Here is a 17,668-nt window from a genome sequence, read left to right as displayed (position 1 = left end):
CACGGCACTGACAGCCCTGCCGGACCGGTCGCCCGGCAGGGGCGGCCGGCCGGGTCAGCTGGTCCAGGTGTCCCACCAGCGGGTCAGGATCAGCATGCCGATGATGCCGATCCACAGGACCGGCGGCACCCAGTGGAACTCCGTCAGTCCGTTGCGCAGCCAGTTCGGCGCGGGGATGATCCGGTGCTCGATGTTGTGCTTGGTCACGTAGCAGAACATGACGATCGTGGCGACCCAGGCCAGGCAGCACCACAGGCAGATCGAGTTGATGTTGTAGAGCGACTGGTACTGGAGCCAGGTGCAGAAGCCGACGCCGAACAGCGTGCCGGCGTTCATTCCGAGCCAGTACCAGCTGCGGAAGCGGGCGCCCGCGAGCAGCGCCAGACCGATTCCGATGATCACTGAGTAGGTGGCCAGACCGAGCATCGGGTTGGGGAACCCGAAGGCGGACGCCTGCTCGCTCTTCATGATGTTGCCGCATGCGACGATCGGGTTGAGACTGCAGCCCGGCGTGAAGTTGGGGTCCTCCAGCAGCTTGAACTTGTCGATGGTGATGGCCCAGGCGGCAATGAGGCCGGCCGCGCCCGTGATCACCAGCAGCAGTGCGAACGCCCGACTGCCTCCGATGGTTCTTTTCCTGCCGTCCTCGTCCTGGTCGGAGGAGGGACGGTCAACCGCTGCAGTCGTCATATCGCCGTTCCATCAGTGAGTGGCCTGCTGGGCACGGTCATTGTGCCGCACCGCACCGCTGGCCTTCTGTTCGATGGACATAAAGGTGTACGCAAAATTCTGCACACGGCCGGCACGGAACACGCGGGTCCGCGAGACGCAGCCGCGACGAAGGGATCGGTCGGCGCTCGGCGTGGACTCTGCTTCCACCGACCGCCGTTGGCGTTCCCGGGGCGAAGTCGCCTGGCAGGATGAATCCGAGCCCGCTGAGTTGACGTTACGCGAGACGGTGACGCGCTTGCCCCGCTGCCGCACGACTGCGGTCGGCGCGACGGCTGACCGGGTTGGGCCGGTGAACCCTGCGCTCCGGGTCGCAGGACGGGCCGGTGTTCCAGTCCGTCCTGCGCCCCGGAGACTCCCTCCCGGGGCAATTCACTCAGGCCAGGCGCCCGCGGATCGCCTCGGCGACGTCCGGCAGGGGTACCGCGGTCTGCTCTCCGGACTCCATGTCCTTGAGCTGGACGACGCCCTCGGCCAGGTCCCGCTCACCCGCGACGATCGTGAACCGCGCCCCCGACCGGTTCGCGCTCTTCATCGCACCCTTGAGGCCGCGGTTTCCGTACGCGAAGTCCGCCGCCACACCGTCGCGGCGCAGCTGTGTGACGATCCCGAAGAGCACCCGCCGGGCCTCCTCGCCAAGGGGTACCGCGAAGACGCTGGTGGCCGCGGGCAGTTCGAGCTCGATGCCCTCCGCCTCCAGCGCGAGCACCGTACGGTCCACGCCGAGCGCCCAGCCGACCGACGGGAGCGCCGGGCCGCCGATCATCTCGGAAAGGCCGTCGTAGCGGCCGCCGCCACCCACCGCGGACTGCGAGCCGAGTCCGTCGTGGACGAACTCGAAGGTGGTGCGGGTGTAGTAGTCGAGGCCGCGGACCAGCTTCTCGTCGTCCTCGTACACCACACCTGCCGCGGAGAGCAGATCGCGCACCTCCTCGTGGTACGCCTTGCACGCGTCGCACAGGTAGTCGCGCAGCACCGGGGCGCCGGACAGCTGCTTCTGTACCTCGGGCCGCTTGTCGTCGAGGACCCGGAGCGGGTTGATCTCGACGCGGCGGCGGGTGTCGTCGTCGAGGTCCAGGTCGCGCAGGAAGCCCTGGAGCGCGTCGCGGTAGACGGGGCGGCATTCCTTGTCGCCCAGCGAGTTGAGCAGGATGCGGAAGTTGCGCAGGCCGAGCGTGCGGTACGCCTGATCGGCAAGGATGATCAGCTCGGCGTCCAGCGCCGGGTCCTCGGCGCCGATCGCCTCGGCACCGACCTGCGAGAAGTGCCGGTAGCGGCCCTTCTGCGGGCGCTCGTAGCGGTAGTACGAGCCTGAGTACCAGAGCTTCACAGGCAGGTTGCCGAGCTTGTGGAGGTTGGCCTCCAGAGCGGCGCGCAGCACGGACGCGGTGCCCTCGGGGCGCAGCGCCAACTGGGAGCCGCCCTTGGTGGTGAGGGTGTACATCTCCTTGGTCACGATGTCGGTGGACTCACCGACACCGCGCGAGAAGAGGGCGACGTCCTCGAAGCCGGGCGTCTCGATGTAGCCGTAGCCGGAGTTCTTCAGGGGCGCGGCGATCGCCTCGCGCACCGCGAGGTACTTCGCGGAGTCGGGCGGGGTCAGGTCGTACGTGCCCTTGGGGGCCTTGAAGGTGCTCACGGGGTTTCTCTCGTCACATTCCTCGTCGGGGCGCGTCCATACCGTGCAGATACGGATTCGAGGCGCGCTCGCGGCCGATGGTCGTCTGGGGGCCGTGGCCGGACAGCACCACGGTCGAGTCGTCGAGCGGCAGGCACACACGGGCCAGCGACTCGAGCAGCTCGGCGTGGTCGCCGCCGGGCAGGTCGGTGCGTCCGACGGAGCCGGCGAAGAGCAGGTCGCCCGAGAAGAGGATCTGCGGAACATCCGCGGCCTCGGGCATCCTGAACGTCACCGACCCCTTGGTATGGCCGGGCGCATGCGCGACACCGAACTCCAGACCGGCCAGCAACAGCTGGGCGCCGTCACTCAGCTCCTTGACATCGTCCGGCTCCCCCACCGTCAGCTCGCCCATGAGCGGCATCCCGATGGAGCGGCCGAGGGCCTTCTCCGGGTCGCTCATCATGTACCGGTCCTCCGGGTGGATCCAGGCAGGGACGTCGTGCGCGCCGCACACCGGGACGACCGAGGCCACATGGTCGATGTGGCCGTGCGTCAGTACGACGGCGACAGGCTTCAGCCGATGCTTCTTCAGTGCTTCCTCGACTCCGGATGCGGCCTGGTGGCCCGGGTCGATGATCACGCACTCCTCGCCTGCGGCCGGGGCGACCAGGTAACAGTTGGTCCCCCAGGCCCCGGCGGGGAACCCGGCAATGAGCACGATCGTCCTTAATGGTCGTCCGACGATGGATTGCGGCTGAGAAGGTCGCGGCAGTTCAGAGCCTACCGGCGCTCCTCATTCCACAGCTAACCCATATACGGTACGGGGCAGCCCAGGCCTCATCACACGACCTACAAGGAGATCACCCGGTGGTCAGCAGCGATCAGCGGCGGCGGCAGCTCGCCAGGGAGAAGTTCGAGCGGCAGCAGCAGCGCCGGGAGGAGGCCCGCCGCAGGACGAGGCGTCTGACAATCGTCATCGCGTCCGTGGTGGCCGTGGCGGCGATCGTCGGAGTGGGCTCGTATCTCGCCCTCGACGACGACGGCAAGAAGGACAAGAGCGATGCGGCCGCGAGCTCGTCGGCCTCGCCGTCCGCGAGCGAGAAGAGCGTGCCCGAGCCCGCGATGAAGATCGACAAGAAGTCGAAGTACACGATGTCGCTCAAGACGAGCCAGGGCGACATCGCGTTCACGATGGACGCGGCGAAGACGCCGCACACCACGAACTCGTTCAAGTCTCTGGCCGACAAGGGCTTCTTCGACGGTACGAAGTGTCACCGGTTGACCACGCAGGGCATTTTCGTCCTGCAGTGCGGTGACCCCAAGGGCGACGGCACGGGCGGCCCCGGCTACACGATCCCGGACGAGAACCTGACCGCGCTGGGCAAGGCGGGCAAGGACGGCACGGTGACCTATCCGGCGGGCACGGTGGCGATGGCGAACACCGGCCAGCCGCACTCCGGTGGCAGCCAGTTCTTCCTGGTGTACAAGGACAGCAAACTGCCGCCCACCTACACCCCGTTCGGCACGATGGACGATGCCTCGCTGAAGGCCGTCAAGGACGTCGGCGCCGAGGGCGTGGCCGGCGGTGCCCCTGACGGTGCGCCCAAGAAGGCCGTGGACATCTCGAAGGCCGCTGTCGACAAGTCGTGACCGGCCAGGACGGCCGGACCGGTCGGCCGGTGATGACGGCGAAGCGCGGGCCGGATTATTTTCGGCCGCGCTGAGTGCGGACAGCCGGGCGGCCGGTCGCCTAGATTGGCGTTGTGCAGGGCGGGCGCTGCCCGCCCCAGGAAACTGTGGACGATGCCAGGGGGGCGAACCCTCTCGCAGGCATCAGGTGGAGGAGGCGCTGTGAGCAGCGACCCGTGGGGCCGCGTCGATGAGACGGGCACCGTGTACGTGCGTACAGCCGATGGCGAGCAGGTCGTCGGATCGTGGCAGGCGGGTTCCCCCGAGGAGGCTCTGGCCTACTTCGAGCGCAAGTACGAGGGCATTGTGGTCGAGATCGGCCTCCTCGAACGGCGGGTGAAGACCACTGATCTGTCGGCCAAGGACGCCACGACCGCCATCGAGCATCTGCGTCTGCAGGTGGACGAACATCACGCCGTCGGTGACCTCGACGCGCTGCGCAAGCGGCTCGACGCGCTGGTGGCGACGGTCGACTCGCGGCGCGAGGAGCGCAAGGCCCAGAAGGCGAAGCAGACCGACGAGGCGAAGCAAGCCAAGGAGGCGCTGGTCACCGAGGCAGAGGAGCTGGCGCAGAGCGAGCAGTGGCGCTCAGCGGGCGAGCGTCTCCGTGCGCTCGTCGACACGTGGAAGGGCCTGCCGCGGCTCGACCGCAAGTCGGACGACGAGCTGTGGCACCGCTTCTCGCACGCCCGCTCGGCGTTCTCCAAGCGCCGCAAGGCCCACTTCGCCTCGCTGGACGCCCAGCGCGAGGAGGCCCGCAAGGCCAAGGAGAAACTGGTCGTCGAGGCCGAGTCGCTCTCCGGCTCCACGGACTGGGGAGCGACGGCCGCCCGCTATCGCGACCTGATGACGGAGTGGAAGGCGGCGGGCCGCGCCCAGCGCGAGGCCGAGGACGACCTGTGGAACCGTTTCCGCGGTGCTCAGGACGTATTCTTCGCCGCCCGCAGCGAGGTCTTCGCCGAGCGGGACGCGGAGCAGGGCGAGAACCTCAAGCTCAAGGAGGAGCTCGCGGTCGAGGCCGAGAAGCTGGTGCCGGTGCAGGACCTGAAGGCGGCCAGAGCCGCGTTCCGGGCCATCAATGAGCGCTGGGAGGCCATCGGCCACGTGCCGCGTGACGCCCGCCCGAAGGTCGAGGGGCGGATGCACGCGGTGGAGCGGGCGCTCCAGGAGGCGGAGGAGTCGGAGTGGCGCCGGACGAACCCGGAGGCGCGTGCGCGCGCCGCGGGTCTGACCGGTCAGCTGCAGGCGGCCGTGGACAAGCTGCGTACGCAGATCGACACGGCCCGCGCCTCGGGCAACAATGCCCGGGCCGACAAGCTGTCCAAGGAGCTCGAAGGCCGGCAGGCACTGCTGGACCAGGCGCTGAAGGGCCTGGAGGAGTTCGGCGGCTGACCGGCTTGTGACAAGGCCCCCTGTGCGCGCCCCGAGGGACGCGCACAGGGGGCCTTGCGTATGCCCGAGGTCGTCGGTCAGGGCCTGCGGGCCGAGGTGACGCGGTAGACGTCGTAGACGCCCTCCACGCCCCGTACCGCCTTCAGCACGTGTCCGAGGTGCTTCGGGTCGCCCATCTCGAAAGTGAAGCGCGAGGTGGCCACCCGGTCCCGGGAGGTCTGGACGGCCGCGGACAGGATGTTGACGTGCTGGTCGGACAGGACACGGGTGACGTCCGAGAGCAGTCGCGACCGGTCCAGTGCCTCGACCTGGATGGCGACCAGGAAGACGGAGGACTGGGTGGGCGCCCACTCGACGTCCAGGATCCGTTCCGGCTGCTGCGACAGCGAGTCGACATTGACGCAGTCGGCGCGGTGCACGGAGACGCCGCTGCCACGGGTGACGAAGCCGATGACCGGGTCGCCGGGGACCGGCGTACAGCAGCGGGCCAGTTTGACCCAGACGTCCTCGACGCCCTTGACGACGACACCCGGATCGGCGTTGGAGCGGCGCTTCTGGCGGCTGCGGGAGGGCGGCGCGCTCTCCACGAGGTCCTCTTTGGCGGCGTCCTCGCCTCCGAGCGCCTGGACAAGCTTCTGTACGACACCGGCCGCGGCCACGTGGCCCTCGCCGATCGCCGCGTACAGCGACGAGATGTCGGGGTAGCGCATCTCGTGGGCAAGGGTGACCAGGGAGTCGCCGGTCAGGATCCGCTGGATCGGCAGGTTCTGCTTGCGCATGGCACGCGCGATGGCGTCCTTGCCCTGCTCGATCGCCTCGTCGCGGCGCTCCTTGGAGAACCAGGCGCGGATCTTGTTGCGGGCGCGGGGCGACTTGACGAAGCCCAGCCAGTCCCGGGAGGGTCCGGCGCCGGCCGCCTTGGAGGTGAAGACCTCCACCAGATCGCCGTTGTCGAGGGTCGATTCGAGCGGTACGAGCCGCCCGTTGACGCGTGCTCCTATGGTCCGGTGGCCGACTTCCGTGTGCACGGCGTACGCGAAGTCGACCGGCGTCGCACCCGCGGGGAGCGCTATGACGTCGCCCTTGGGCGTAAAGACGAAGACCTCGTTGCGGGAGAGGTCGAAGCGCAGCGACTCCAGGAATTCGCTGGGGTCCTCGGTCTCCTTCTGCCAGTCCAGGAGCTGGCGCAGCCAGGCCATGTCGTTGACGGTGTCCTGGCCTCGACCGGTGTTCTTGGGTACGTCGGTACGCACCTTGGAGGCGCCCGCGACGGCCTCCTGCTTGTACTTCCAGTGCGCGGCGATGCCGTACTCGGCGCGGCGGTGCATGTCGAACGTACGAATCTGCAGCTCGACGGGCTTGCCGCTGGGACCGATCACCGTGGTGTGCAGCGACTGGTACATGTTGAACTTGGGCATCGCGATGTAGTCCTTGAACCGGCCGGGTACCGGATTCCATCGCGCGTGCACGGTGCCGAGCGCCGCGTAACAGTCGCGGACGGTGTCGACGAGGACGCGGATGCCCACCAGGTCGTAGATCTCGGCGAAGTCCCGGCCCCGCACGATCATCTTCTGGTAGACGCTGTAGTAGTGCTTCGGCCGGCCGGTGACGGTGGCCTTGATCCGGGCGGCGCGCAGGTCGGCCTGGACCTCGTCGGTCACTATGGCGAGGTATTCGTCGCGCTTGGGGGCCCGCTCGGCGACGAGGCGGACGATCTCGTCGTACATCTTGGGGTAGAGGATCGCGAAGGCGAGATCCTCCAGCTCCCACTTGATGGTGTTCATGCCCAGGCGGTGTGCCAGCGGGGCATAGATCTCAAGCGTCTCGCGGGCCTTCCTCTCCTGCTTCTCCCGCTTGAGGTAGCGCATGGTGCGCATGTTGTGCAGCCGGTCGGCGAGCTTGATGACGAGGACCCTGGGGTCCTTGGCCATGGCGACGACCATCTTGCGTACGGTCTCGGCCTGTGCGGCCTCGCCGAACTTGACCTTGTCCAGCTTGGTGACACCGTCGACGAGCAGGGCGACCTGGTCGCCGAAGTCCCGGCGCAGGGTGTCCAGGCCGTACTCGGTGTCCTCGACCGTGTCGTGCAGCAGTCCGGCCATCAGCGTCGCCGGGTCCATGCCCAGCTCGGCCAGGATCGTCGTGACGGCGAGCGGGTGCGTGATGTACGGGTCGCCGCTCTTGCGCTTCTGGCCGCGGTGCCAGCGCTCGGCCACCTGGTAGGCGCTCTCGATCTGGCGCAGCGTTGCGGTCTCGATCTTGGCGTCGTTGCTGCGGACGATGCGCAGCAGCGGTTCGAGCACCGGGTTGTACGGGCTGGAGCGCTGCACACCGAGGCGGGCGAGCCTGGCCCGTACCCGGCTGGAGGAGCCGCCGGAGCGGGTTGCGGGAGCGGGTGGGGTGACCGGCTTCGCAGTGTGCTTCGCCGGTGGCTTCGGCGCGGACACGGCCTGGGAGGCGGGCGCGGCCGGCTGGGCGGGCGAAGCGGCCGCGGGCCGCAGCGCCGGGGCACCGGCCCGCTCCGGGCCCGCGCCGGGCCCGGGGCCCGGGGGCTTCGGCTTCTCCGCGGCCTGATTCTTCCCGGGCGCGGCTCGCACCGCCACCGGCTTGTCAGGCTGCGGGGCGGCGACTGGCTGGGCCTCGTTCGGCAAGAGTGCTCCTCGTGCGGATCCGGACTCCCGGAAAGGCCATCGTATCGATCCTGTGGCCGGTCCTCCCCCGGGGAGCGTGAGAGCTGTCACAACGCCTGAAGGGCACCAGGTTGTTCCCGGGTGCCCGTACTTCGCGCATGAGCCGTTGCCATGTATGGTCCGCTGCTGCTCAGACCGTGACCGGAACCTCCAGCGGGGCACCGCGCAGGCCCTGACCGTGGCGATCTTGCATGAAATCGTCAGTGGATTCTTCTGTTGGGATGCGGATTCTTCTGTTGGGATGCCTGGTCGGCGTCATCGGCAGGATCCAATCGAATGACAGCTCGATCGGTGCACCATTTGAGGTTGTTCCGAGCTGCTTTTACGCCCGAAAACTTTTCGCAGACGCGAAACGGGTGCCCCAAGGAAAATCCTTGGGGCACCCGTTTCAGGGTCGGGGGTTCTCAGACCTGGCTGAGCGCCTCGAGCGGTGCGCCCGCCAAGGCGGGCTCCAGCCGGGCCCGGCCGGCGAGGAACGCGAGCTCCATCAGGACCGCGACGCCCGCGACCTGGGCACCGGCCCGCCGGATGAGTTCCAGCGACGCCTCAGCGGTGCCACCCGTGGCGAGGACGTCGTCGATGACCATGACCCGGTCGTCGGCACAGAGGTCCTCTGCGTGGATCTCGATCTCCGCGGTGCCGTACTCGAGGTCGTACGCCTGCCGCAGCGTGGCCCTGGGGAGCTTCCCCGCCTTGCGCGCGGGAACGAATCCCATCCCCGCCCGGACCGCGACAGGCGCGGCCAGGATGAAGCCGCGTGCCTCAAGGCCGACGATCTTCGTGGCGCCGTGGCGTACGCACAGCTCCGCGAGGGTGTCGGTGAGGGCCGTGAACGCCGTCGGGTCCGCGAGCAGCGGGGTGATGTCCTTGAACGTCACGCCCGGCTTCGGGTAGTCCGGCACGTCGCGGATCCGGCTGAGCAGGAGTTCCCTCGTGCTTTCGGTGGTGCTGCCGGTCATCAGCGCTTCCCCGGGGTCCGGCCGCGGCCCCTGGGGGGCTGCTGGCGCTGGCCGACGACCGCGGCGGCAGGTGCGGCGTCCTCCGGGAAGTCGTCGTCCGGCTGCTCGTCCTCGGCGGACTCGCCCTTGGCGGCGGCTGCCGCACGCTTGGCGAGGACCCGCTTCTTCAGGGCCTTCATCTGCGGGTCGCGTTCCTTGAGGTCGGCGACGAGCGGGGTGGCGATGAAGATCGAGGAGTACGCACCGGCCGCGAGGCCGACGAACAGCGACAGCGAAATGTCGTTCAGCATGCCGGCGCCGAGGACGCCGCCGCCGATGAAGAGCAGACCGGCGACGGGGAGCAGGGCCACGACGGTGGTGTTGATGGAGCGGACCAGCGTGCCGTTGATCGAGCGGTTGGCGATCTCGCTGTACGTCCAACGGGTCTGCTTGGTGATGTCGTGCGTGCTCTCCCTGAGGCTGTCGAAGACGACGACCGTGTCGTAGAGGGAGTAGCCGAGAATGGTCAGCAGACCGATCACGGTGCCCGGGGTGACCTCGAAGCCGACCAGGGAGTAGACCCCGACCGTGATGGTGATGTCGTGGATCAGTGCGACCAGGGCCGCGATCGCCATGCGCCACTCGAAGGCGATGGCCAGGTAGATCACCACGAGAACCATGAAGATGCCGAGGCCTGTCCAGGCCTTGTTGGCGATCTGCTCACCCCAGCTGGGGCCGACCAGGTCGGCGGCGATCTTCTCCGGCGGGACGTCGAGGTCCTTGGAGAGCTTCTCCTTGATCTGGTCGGACTTCGCGGTGTCGACTTCGCTGACCTGAATACGCAGACCGCCGTTGCCGAGCTTCTGGACGATCGCCTGGTGGCCGGAGGCCTCCGTGGCCAGGTCCTCCGCCTCCGCGACACTGACGCTCGTCTTCGGGGTGGTGAAGACGGCGCCGCCCTTGAACTCGATGCCCATGTTCAGGCCGCTGACCGCCAGGCCGACGATGGCCGTGATGGTGATCAGGATCGAGATCCCGTACCAGATCTTGCGCTTGCCGATGAAGTCGTAGCCGACTTCGCCGCGGTAGAGACGGGCGCCGAGAGTGCCGAGTCGCGACATCTCACGCCTCCTTCGGGTGGTCGGTGAGGGCGTTGACACGGCGCGAGCGGCGCAGCGGTGGCTTGGCGCCGAGCCGCTTCGGGTCCAGACCGGACCACGGGTGACCGCTGGAGAAGAACTTCGTACGGGCCATGAGCGTCATGACGGGCTTGGTGAAGAGGAACACCACGACCACGTCGAGCAGGGTGGTGAGACCCAGCGTGAAGGCGAAGCCCTGGACCTTGCCGACGGTGACGACGAAGAGGACGGCCGCGGCGAGGAACGACACGAAGTCGGAGACCAGGATGGTGCGCCGGGCACGCGGCCAGGCGCGCTCGACGGCCGGGCGGAGTGTACGGCCGTCACGGATCTCGTCGCGGATTCTCTCGAAGTACACGATGAAGGAGTCCGCGGTGATACCGATGGCCACGATGGCGCCGCAGACCGCCGGGAGGTTCAGCGCGAAGCCGATGGCCGGGCCGAGCAGCGACATGATCGTGTAGGTCAGGATGCCGGAGGTCAGCAGGCTTACGAGCGCGATGAACGCCAGTCCGCGGTAGTAGGCCACCAGGTAGATGACCACCAGGGCCAGGCCGATGGCGCCGGCGATCAGACCCGCCCGGAGCTGCTCGTCACCGAGCGCGGGGGTGACGGTGGTGACGCTCGCCTCCTTGAAGGAGAGCGGGAGCGCACCGTAGGAGAGCACGTTGGCCAGGTCCTCGGCGGACTGCTGGGTGAAGCTGCCGGAGATCTCGGCGCTACCGCTGAGCGTCGTGTTCACCTGGGGCGCGGAGACGACCTCGCCGTCCAGCGCGATGGCGAACTGGTTCTGCGGGGACTGCAGCGTGGAGAGCTTCTGCGTGATCGCCTGGAATTCCTTGGAGCCCTTCTTGGTGAACTCCATGTTGACGACCCACATGCCGCGCTGCTGGTCGAAGCCGGCCTTGGCGTTGTCGACCTCTGTGCCGGACACCTCGGCCGGGCCCAGGACGTACTTGGCGTCGCCCTCGGAACTGCACGCGACGACCGTGTCGGTGGGCTTGGCGCCCTGTGCGGCCTTGGCGCGGGACGCCTTGCTGGAGCAGTCGAGCTCCGCGAACTGCTTCTGCAGCTTGGTGGCGGCTGCCTGGTCCTCGGCGGAGGGCGGCGGCGTGGCGGCGGCGGAGTTGCTCGCCTTGGGGTTCGGCGTGGAGTCGGCCTTGAGGCCGTCGGTGACTGCGCGGCCCTGTGTGGAGGCACTCGCGTCCGGCGTCGCAGAGGCATTCCCCTTGCCCGATGCCGAGGTGCTCGGGCTCGCGGACGGGCTGGGCTTGCCGGACGACGAGGTGCTGGGCGCGGGGGTGGGCGTGCCCTGGGCGACGGTCAGCACCGGCCGGAAGTAGAGCTTGGCGGTGGTGCCGACCTGCTCACGGGCCTGGGCGGAGTCCGTGCCCTTGGGGATGTTGACGATGATGTTGCGATCGCCCTGTGTCTGGACCTCGGCCTCGCTGACGCCCAGACCGTTGACACGGCGTTCCATGATCTGGACCGCGGTGTCCATGTTGGTCTTGTTGATCGCCGATTCCTGGCCCGGCTCGCTCTGCGCCTCGAGCGTGATGGACGTGCCGCCCGCCAGGTCGATGCCCAGTCGCGGGGTCGGCTGATCAGCCAGGAACATCCCGCCGGTGAGCGCGACCATGACGATCAGGATCAGAGCCAGGGAACGCCCCGGCCTGCCCTGACCGCCGGCCGGCCCCCGGCTCTTCTTCGGTGCTGCCACCTTCTCGTTTCTCCCTGTCCAACCGCCCCGCGCCGGGTACGCGCCCGAGCGGCCACGAAGTGTAGTGGGGACCCGCCCCCGCAGAAGATCGCACGGTCCGGGGAGTGCCGTATGCCGGTGGGCTCACGGCATCCCCGGGTCGTGGGCTACTTCGAGCCGGCCTCGCCGTCGGTCTTGCTCTCGGACTTCTCGTCGGACTCGGCGTCGTCGGACTCGGTCTTCTTGCCCAGGTCGATCTTGGCGTCGTCCGAGGTGTCCTCGTCGGCGTCGGCGTCAGTCAGCGACGAGGCGTCGTCCGGCACGACCGCGCCGTCGACGTCGAAGGCGTCCTCGCCGTCGCCGTGGACGATGCGGTTGTACTCCTCGTCGTCGAGGACGGCGCCGACGGCGTTCTTGGCGTAGACGGCGTGGACACCGGGTGCGACCTCAAGGAGAACCGTGTCGTCGTGAACCTCCTTGACGGTGGCGTACATGCCCCCGATCGTCCGGACGCCGGTGCCGGGCTGCATCTCATTGCGCATCTGGATGGCAGCCGCCTGCTTCTTCTTGGCGGACCGCGTCATCAGGAACATGGCCCCGATGAGCACGATGAAAGGGAGGAAAGACAGGGGATTCACGGGACGAGTTTCCTTCGCACGACCGCGCTGAGACAGCGGCCTGATCTTCGGGGGTGGGTACACCGCCTATAAGGACGGCATCGGCGGAGTCTAAGGGAGTCCGCATCGATGGAACAACGCCCGACATCGCTCGGTGGTTCCTGTCCGGGTGAACCTGTGACGCATCACGCCCCGAACAGGCCCTGTTGTCCCTTTCCGCCGTGCTGGGGAGGTACGAGGCCGAGGTGGGCCCAGGCCGCGGGTGTTGCGACACGCCCCCTCGGCGTCCTGGCCAGCAGTCCTTCCCGCACCAGGAAGGGCTCCGCGACCTCCTCGACCGTCTCGCGCTCCTCGCCCACGGCCACGGCGAGGGTGGACAGCCCGACGGGGCCGCCACCGAAGAGCTTCAGCAGGGCGCCCAGCACCGCCCGGTCCAGCCGATCGAGGCCGCGCGCGTCGACCTCGTACACCCCGAGGGCGGCGGAGGCGACAGCGCGGTCGATCCGTCCGTCGGCCTTGACCTGGGCGTAGTCCCGGACACGGCGCAGCAGCCGGTTGGCAATACGGGGGGTACCGCGAGAACGTCCGGCGATCTCGGCGGCGCCGTCCGCGTCTATCGCCACGTCGAGGAGGCGGGCGGAGCGGTGGATGACGCGTTCCAGTTCGGTGGGGGCGTAGAACTCCATATGGCCGGTGAAGCCGAAACGGTCGCGCAGCGGGGGCGGCAGCAGTCCGGCCCTGGTAGTGGCGCCGACCAGGGTGAAGGGCGGCAGTTCCAGCGGGATGGCGGTGGCTCCGGGGCCCTTGCCGACGATGACATCGACCCGGAAATCCTCCATCGCCATGTAGAGCATCTCCTCGGCGGGCCGCGACATGCGGTGGATCTCGTCCAGGAAGAGAACTTCGCCCTCCTGGAGTGAGGAGAGAATCGCGGCAAGATCACCCGCATGCTGGATGGCGGGGCCCGAGGTGATCCGGATCGGCGCGCCCATCTCGGCCGCGATGATCATGGAGAGGGTGGTCTTGCCGAGACCGGGGGCGCCGGAGAGCAGGACATGGTCGGCGGTGGCGCCGCGGGCCCTGGCCGCCTTGAGGACCAGGTCGAGCTGTTCACGGACCTTTTCCTGGCCGACGAATTCGTCGAGGTCCTTCGGCCGCAGCGCCGCTTCGACCGCGGTGTCCTCGCCGTCCGCGCCGGCGTCGACGAGGCGCTCGTCGAGCCGCGCGTCGGTGTCGGGTCCGGTCTCGTCCCAGTTCATTCAGTCTGTCCCGCCTCGGGTGTTTCGGTGCCGTGCGGTGCCCGGCCCGGTGTCGGGGTCTCCCCCGGGGGTGACGCGCTCCGGTCAGCGCGCGCGGTTGAGCGTCTGCAGCGCGGCGCGCAGCAGTTGCGGCACGGGGGCCTGCCCGCCCTCCGCCAGGGCCGCCTCGGCCTGCGGGGCGACAGCGGTGACCGCTTCGTCGGCCTCCCGGGTGGCGTAGCCGAGACCGATCAGAGCGGCCTGCAGCTGATCGCGCCAGGAAGAGGTGACGGCGGTGCCAATGCCTTGTCGGCCGATGTGGGCGCCGACGGGCTCACCGAGTCTGTCCTTCAGCTCGAGGAGAAGCTTCTGCGCGCCCTTCTTGCCGATGCCGGAGACGGCGGTGAGCGCCTTCTCGTCACCGCCCGCGACCGCGATCCGCAGGGCGTCCGGGCTGTGGGTGGCCAGCATGGCCTGGGCAAGCCGGGGCCCGACTCCGCTGGCGGTCTGGAGCAGCTCGAAGACCTGCCGCTCGTCGTCGTCGGCGAAGCCGTAGAGGGTGAGCGAGTCCTCCCGCACGACGAGGGAGGTGGCCAGCCTGGCCTCCTTGCCGATCCGGAGGCCTGCGAGAGTGTTTGGCGTGCATTGGACGGCCATACCGATGCCGCCGACCTCGATCACGGCCGTGGTCGGGGCGAGTACGGCCACGGGGCCGCTGACGAAGGCGATCATCGGGGGACCTTCCGGACGGGAACTGCGGGTGTACGGGGAACGCGCGGGGCACGGGCGGCTGCCGCGGCAGCCGCGTGTGCCTGCTGGAGGCGGTTGACGGCGGGGGCGCGCCAGATGTGGCAGATGGCGAGCGCGAGGGCGTCGGCCGCGTCGGCGGGTTTCGGCGGGGCGGCGAGCCTCAGCAGCCGGGTGACCATGGCTCCTATCTGTGCCTTGTCGGCGCGGCCGCTGCCGGTGACGGCCGCCTTGACCTCGCTGGGGGTGTGCAGGGCGACCGGTATGCCGCGCCGGGACGCGCAGAGCATGGCGACCGCACTGGCCTGGGCGGTGCCCATCACCGTACGGACGTTGTGCTGGCTGAACACCCGCTCCACGGCAACGAATTCGGGCCGGTGCTCATCGAGCCATTCCTCGATGCCGCGTTCGATGGCCACCAGCCGGTGGCCGAGCTCCGCATCGGCCGGGGTACGCACGACTCCGACGCCGAGCAGGGTCAGGGGCCGGCCGGCGACACCTTCGACGACGCCGACACCGCACCGGGTCAGCCCCGGGTCGACGCCGAGTACCCGCATGGAAGGCCCCCTCCGTACCGATCGGTCAACTGTTCCCGCAGGCTATCGGCTCGCACTGACAATGCGACGGGCCGACGGGGTGTGTCCCCGTCGGCCCGTCCGCGAAGGCTGCGCTGAGCCCGGCTCAGGCGTCCACCTTCTCCATGACCTCGTCCGATACGTCGAAGTTGGCGAAGACGTTCTGTACGTCGTCGCTGTCCTCCAGCGCGTCGATCAGCTTGAAGATCTTGCGCGCGCCCTCCTCGTCCAGCTCGACCTGCATGGTCGGCAGGAAGTTGGCCTCGGCGGAGTCGTAGTCGATGCCGGCCTGCTGGAGCGCGGTACGGACCGCGACCATGTCGGTGGCCTCGCTGACGACCTCGTAGGTGTCACCGAGGTCGTTGACCTCCTCGGCGCCCGCGTCGAGCACGGCGCCCAGGACGTCGTCCTCGGTCAGCTCACCCTTGGGGACGATCACGACGCCCTTGCGGTTGAAGAGGTACGAGACCGAACCCGGGTCGGCCATCGAACCGCCGTTGCGGGTCATCGCGACACGCACGTCGGACGCGGCACGGTTGCGGTTGTCGGTGAGGCACTCGATGAGCACCGCGACACCGTTCGGGCCATAGCCCTCGTACATGATCGTCTGATAGTCGACGCCGCCCGCTTCGAGACCGCCACCGCGCTTGACCGCGGAGTCGATGTTCTTGTTCGGTACGGAACTCTTCTTCGCCTTCTGGATCGCGTCCACAAGGGTCGGATTTCCATCGGGGTCCACACCGCCGGTACGGGCCGCTACCTCGATGTTCTTGATCAGCTTCGCGAAGAGCTTGCCGCGCTTGGCGTCAATCACGGCCTTCTTGTGCTTCGTCGTAGCCCATTTAGAGTGGCCGGACATCTGCCTTCTCCTTCGCGTCACCAAAAACGATTCGAACCCGAGAGATCCTACCGGGATCGAGTCACCCGACTGCGCGCACCATCTCCACGAACAACGCGTGAACGCGATGGTCCCCGGTCAGTTCCGGGTGAAATGACGTCGCCAGGGCGTTTCCCTGACGTACGGCGACAATGTGGCCACCGTGCTCCGCCACCACCTCGGCCTGCGCGCCGACCGATTCCACCCAGGGGGCGCGGATGAACACGCCCTCGACCGGGCCACCCTCGATACCTGCGACCTCGACGGCCGCCTCGAAGGACTCGTTCTGCCGCCCGAAGGCGTTACGGCGCACGATCATGTCGATGCCGCCGACCGTCTCCTGGCCCGAGCGCGGGTCGAGGATCTTGTCGGCGAGAAGGATCATTCCGGCACAGGTGCCGTAGACCGGCATCCCGTCCCGTACCCGCTCGCGCAGCGGTTCCAGCATGCCGAACAGGGAAGCCAGCTTGGACATCGTGGTGGACTCGCCACCGGGAATGACCAGGCCGTCGACCTCGGCGAGCTCCTCGGGACGCCGGACCGGCCTGGCCAGGGCATCCGCCGAGGCCAGGGCGATCAGGTGTTCCCGTACGTCGCCCTGGAGAGCCAGGACTCCGATCACAGGGGTGTCGGTCATCAGTGATTACCAGCCACGGTTGGCGTAGCGCTCGGCCTCGGGCAGGGTGTCGCAGTTGATGCCGACCATGGCCTCGCCCAGGTTCCGGGAGGCATCCGCGATGATCTTCGGGTCGTCGTAGAAGGTGGTGGCCTTCACGATGGCGGCGGCACGCTTGGCCGGGTCGCCGGACTTGAAGATGCCGGAGCCCACGAAGACGCCCTCGGCGCCGAGCTGGCGCATCAGCGCGGCGTCGGCGGGGGTGGCGACGCCGCCGGCGGAGAACAGCACGACGGGCAGCTTGCCGAGCTCGGCGACCTCCTTGACCAGCTCGTACGGGGCGCGAAGCTCCTTGGCGGCGGCGTACAGCTCGTTGTTGTCGTAGCCGCGCAGCCGGGCGATCTCATTCTTGATCTGGCGCAGGTGACGGACCGCCTCGACGACGTTTCCGGTGCCGGCCTCGCCCTTCGAACGGATCATGGCCGCGCCCTCGGCGATACGGCGCAGAGCCTCGCCCAGATTGGTCGCGCCACAGACGAACGGGGTGGTGAAGGCGAACTTGTCGCTGTGGTTGACCTCGTCGGCCGGGGTGAGGACCTCGGACTCGTCGATGTAGTCGACACCGAGGGACTGCAGGACCTGGGCCTCGACGAAGTGTCCGATGCGAGACTTCGCCATCACCGGGATGGAGACGGCCTCGATGATCTCCTCGATCATGTTCGGGTCCGACATCCGGGCCACGCCGCCGTCCTTACGGATGTCGGCCGGCACCCGCTCCAGGGCCATGACTGCCACGGCGCCGGCATCCTCGGCGATCTTGGCCTGCTCGGCATTGACGACGTCCATGATGACGCCGCCCTTGAGCTGCTCGGCCATGCCGCGCTTGACGCGGGCGGTGCCGGTGGCCGGGGAGTCGGCGGACTGCGGGGTGGTGGGAAGCGTGGACACGGATCGACCTCACTCGGAGAAAGAGTTGCTGAAAGCGCTGGTTGGTGCAGTGCTGAGCAAACTCTCCGCGACCAGTCCGCAGCAAGGGCCAATGAAAGGCCGGTGGATCGTTTTGCACGCGTTCAGGACGAGTTGTGAGGCCGGTCACGTACG

General features: G+C 68.5%; 16 protein-coding genes. 2 read left to right on the top strand and 14 right to left on the bottom strand.

The annotated features are described in order from the left end of the window. Positions 1-54 precede the first annotated feature (54 nt). The 3 genes from ACH4EW_RS17400 to ACH4EW_RS17390 all read right to left on the bottom strand — a co-directional run bounded on the left by ACH4EW_RS17400 (position 55) and on the right by ACH4EW_RS17390 (position 3,068). Complete coding sequence (locus tag ACH4EW_RS17400) at positions 55-690, bottom strand: vitamin K epoxide reductase family protein (RefSeq protein WP_398257529.1); 636 nt, start codon at positions 688-690, stop codon at positions 55-57. Between the two features lie 415 nt (positions 691-1,105). Next, entirely contained in the window at positions 1,106-2,368 is a 1,263-nt protein-coding gene (gene hisS / locus ACH4EW_RS17395) for a histidine--tRNA ligase (protein ID WP_398257526.1), read from the bottom strand. Between the two features lie 13 nt (positions 2,369-2,381). Beyond that, positions 2,382-3,068: an MBL fold metallo-hydrolase gene (locus tag ACH4EW_RS17390; RefSeq protein WP_393695488.1), complete on the bottom strand. Its 687-nt coding sequence runs from the start codon at positions 3,066-3,068 to the stop codon at positions 2,382-2,384. 149 nt (positions 3,069-3,217) lie between these two features. Between ACH4EW_RS17390 and ACH4EW_RS17385 the strand changes: the two genes are divergently transcribed. Together ACH4EW_RS17385 and ACH4EW_RS17380 are read left to right on the top strand one after the other, a co-directional pair. Then, on the top strand, positions 3,218-4,000 hold the full coding sequence (locus ACH4EW_RS17385) for a peptidylprolyl isomerase (RefSeq protein WP_398257523.1): 783 nt from the start codon (positions 3,218-3,220) through the stop codon (positions 3,998-4,000). A 201-nt stretch (positions 4,001-4,201) separates the two neighbouring features. Beyond that, entirely contained in the window at positions 4,202-5,431 is a 1,230-nt protein-coding gene (locus ACH4EW_RS17380) for a DUF349 domain-containing protein (RefSeq protein WP_398257521.1), read from the top strand. 77 nt (positions 5,432-5,508) lie between these two features. Here the strand turns inward: ACH4EW_RS17380 and ACH4EW_RS17375 are convergent, their stop codons facing one another. The 11 genes from ACH4EW_RS17375 to pdxS all read right to left on the bottom strand — a co-directional run bounded on the left by ACH4EW_RS17375 (position 5,509) and on the right by pdxS (position 17,515). Next, positions 5,509-8,082 carry a RelA/SpoT family protein gene (locus ACH4EW_RS17375; protein ID WP_398257519.1) on the bottom strand — a complete coding sequence of 858 codons (2,574 nt, stop codon included), beginning with the start codon at positions 8,080-8,082 and terminating at the stop codon, positions 5,509-5,511. A gap of 443 nt (positions 8,083-8,525) precedes the next feature. Then, positions 8,526-9,080 (bottom strand): adenine phosphoribosyltransferase, encoded by a 555-nt coding sequence (locus ACH4EW_RS17370; protein ID WP_398257516.1) that lies wholly within the window; start codon positions 9,078-9,080, stop codon positions 8,526-8,528. Next, the gene (secF, locus tag ACH4EW_RS17365) at positions 9,080-10,180 is read right to left on the bottom strand and encodes a protein translocase subunit SecF (protein ID WP_398257513.1); all 1,101 of its coding nucleotides are present in this window, start codon (positions 10,178-10,180) and stop codon (positions 9,080-9,082) included. Before secF ends, ACH4EW_RS17370 begins: the two co-directional genes overlap by 1 nt. 1 nt (position 10,181) lies before the next feature. Next, positions 10,182-11,918, bottom strand: a complete 1,737-nt coding sequence (gene secD / locus ACH4EW_RS17360) for a protein translocase subunit SecD (protein ID WP_398257510.1) — start codon at positions 11,916-11,918, stop codon at positions 10,182-10,184. A gap of 146 nt (positions 11,919-12,064) precedes the next feature. Next, entirely contained in the window at positions 12,065-12,535 is a 471-nt protein-coding gene (gene yajC, locus ACH4EW_RS17355) for a preprotein translocase subunit YajC (protein WP_398257507.1), read from the bottom strand. Between the two features lie 164 nt (positions 12,536-12,699). Beyond that, the gene (gene ruvB, locus ACH4EW_RS17350) at positions 12,700-13,773 is read right to left on the bottom strand and encodes a Holliday junction branch migration DNA helicase RuvB (protein ID WP_398257505.1); all 1,074 of its coding nucleotides are present in this window, start codon (positions 13,771-13,773) and stop codon (positions 12,700-12,702) included. Positions 13,774-13,857: 84 nt separating this feature from the next. After that, positions 13,858-14,484 (bottom strand): Holliday junction branch migration protein RuvA, encoded by a 627-nt coding sequence (ruvA, locus tag ACH4EW_RS17345; RefSeq protein WP_398257502.1) that lies wholly within the window; start codon positions 14,482-14,484, stop codon positions 13,858-13,860. Further along, positions 14,481-15,056 (bottom strand): crossover junction endodeoxyribonuclease RuvC, encoded by a 576-nt coding sequence (ruvC, locus tag ACH4EW_RS17340; protein ID WP_398257499.1) that lies wholly within the window; start codon positions 15,054-15,056, stop codon positions 14,481-14,483. The genes ruvA and ruvC overlap by 4 nt, the downstream gene beginning before the upstream one ends. A gap of 124 nt (positions 15,057-15,180) precedes the next feature. Then, complete coding sequence (locus tag ACH4EW_RS17335; RefSeq protein ID WP_189543716.1) at positions 15,181-15,933, bottom strand: YebC/PmpR family DNA-binding transcriptional regulator; 753 nt, start codon at positions 15,931-15,933, stop codon at positions 15,181-15,183. A 61-nt stretch (positions 15,934-15,994) separates the two neighbouring features. After that, positions 15,995-16,588 (bottom strand): pyridoxal 5'-phosphate synthase glutaminase subunit PdxT, encoded by a 594-nt coding sequence (pdxT, locus tag ACH4EW_RS17330; RefSeq protein WP_398257496.1) that lies wholly within the window; start codon positions 16,586-16,588, stop codon positions 15,995-15,997. Positions 16,589-16,594: 6 nt separating this feature from the next. Further along, positions 16,595-17,515, bottom strand: coding sequence for a pyridoxal 5'-phosphate synthase lyase subunit PdxS (pdxS, locus tag ACH4EW_RS17325; RefSeq protein WP_093898403.1), 921 nt, complete (start codon positions 17,513-17,515; stop codon positions 16,595-16,597). Between the last annotated feature and the right edge of the window lie 153 nt (positions 17,516-17,668).

This window comes from Streptomyces sp. NPDC018000, assembly GCF_044328025.1.
Taxonomy (GTDB): Bacteria; Actinomycetota; Actinomycetes; order Streptomycetales; family Streptomycetaceae; genus Streptomyces.
Note: the sequence above shows the minus strand (reverse complement) of the source record. Positions and strands in the feature narration are given on the sequence as shown.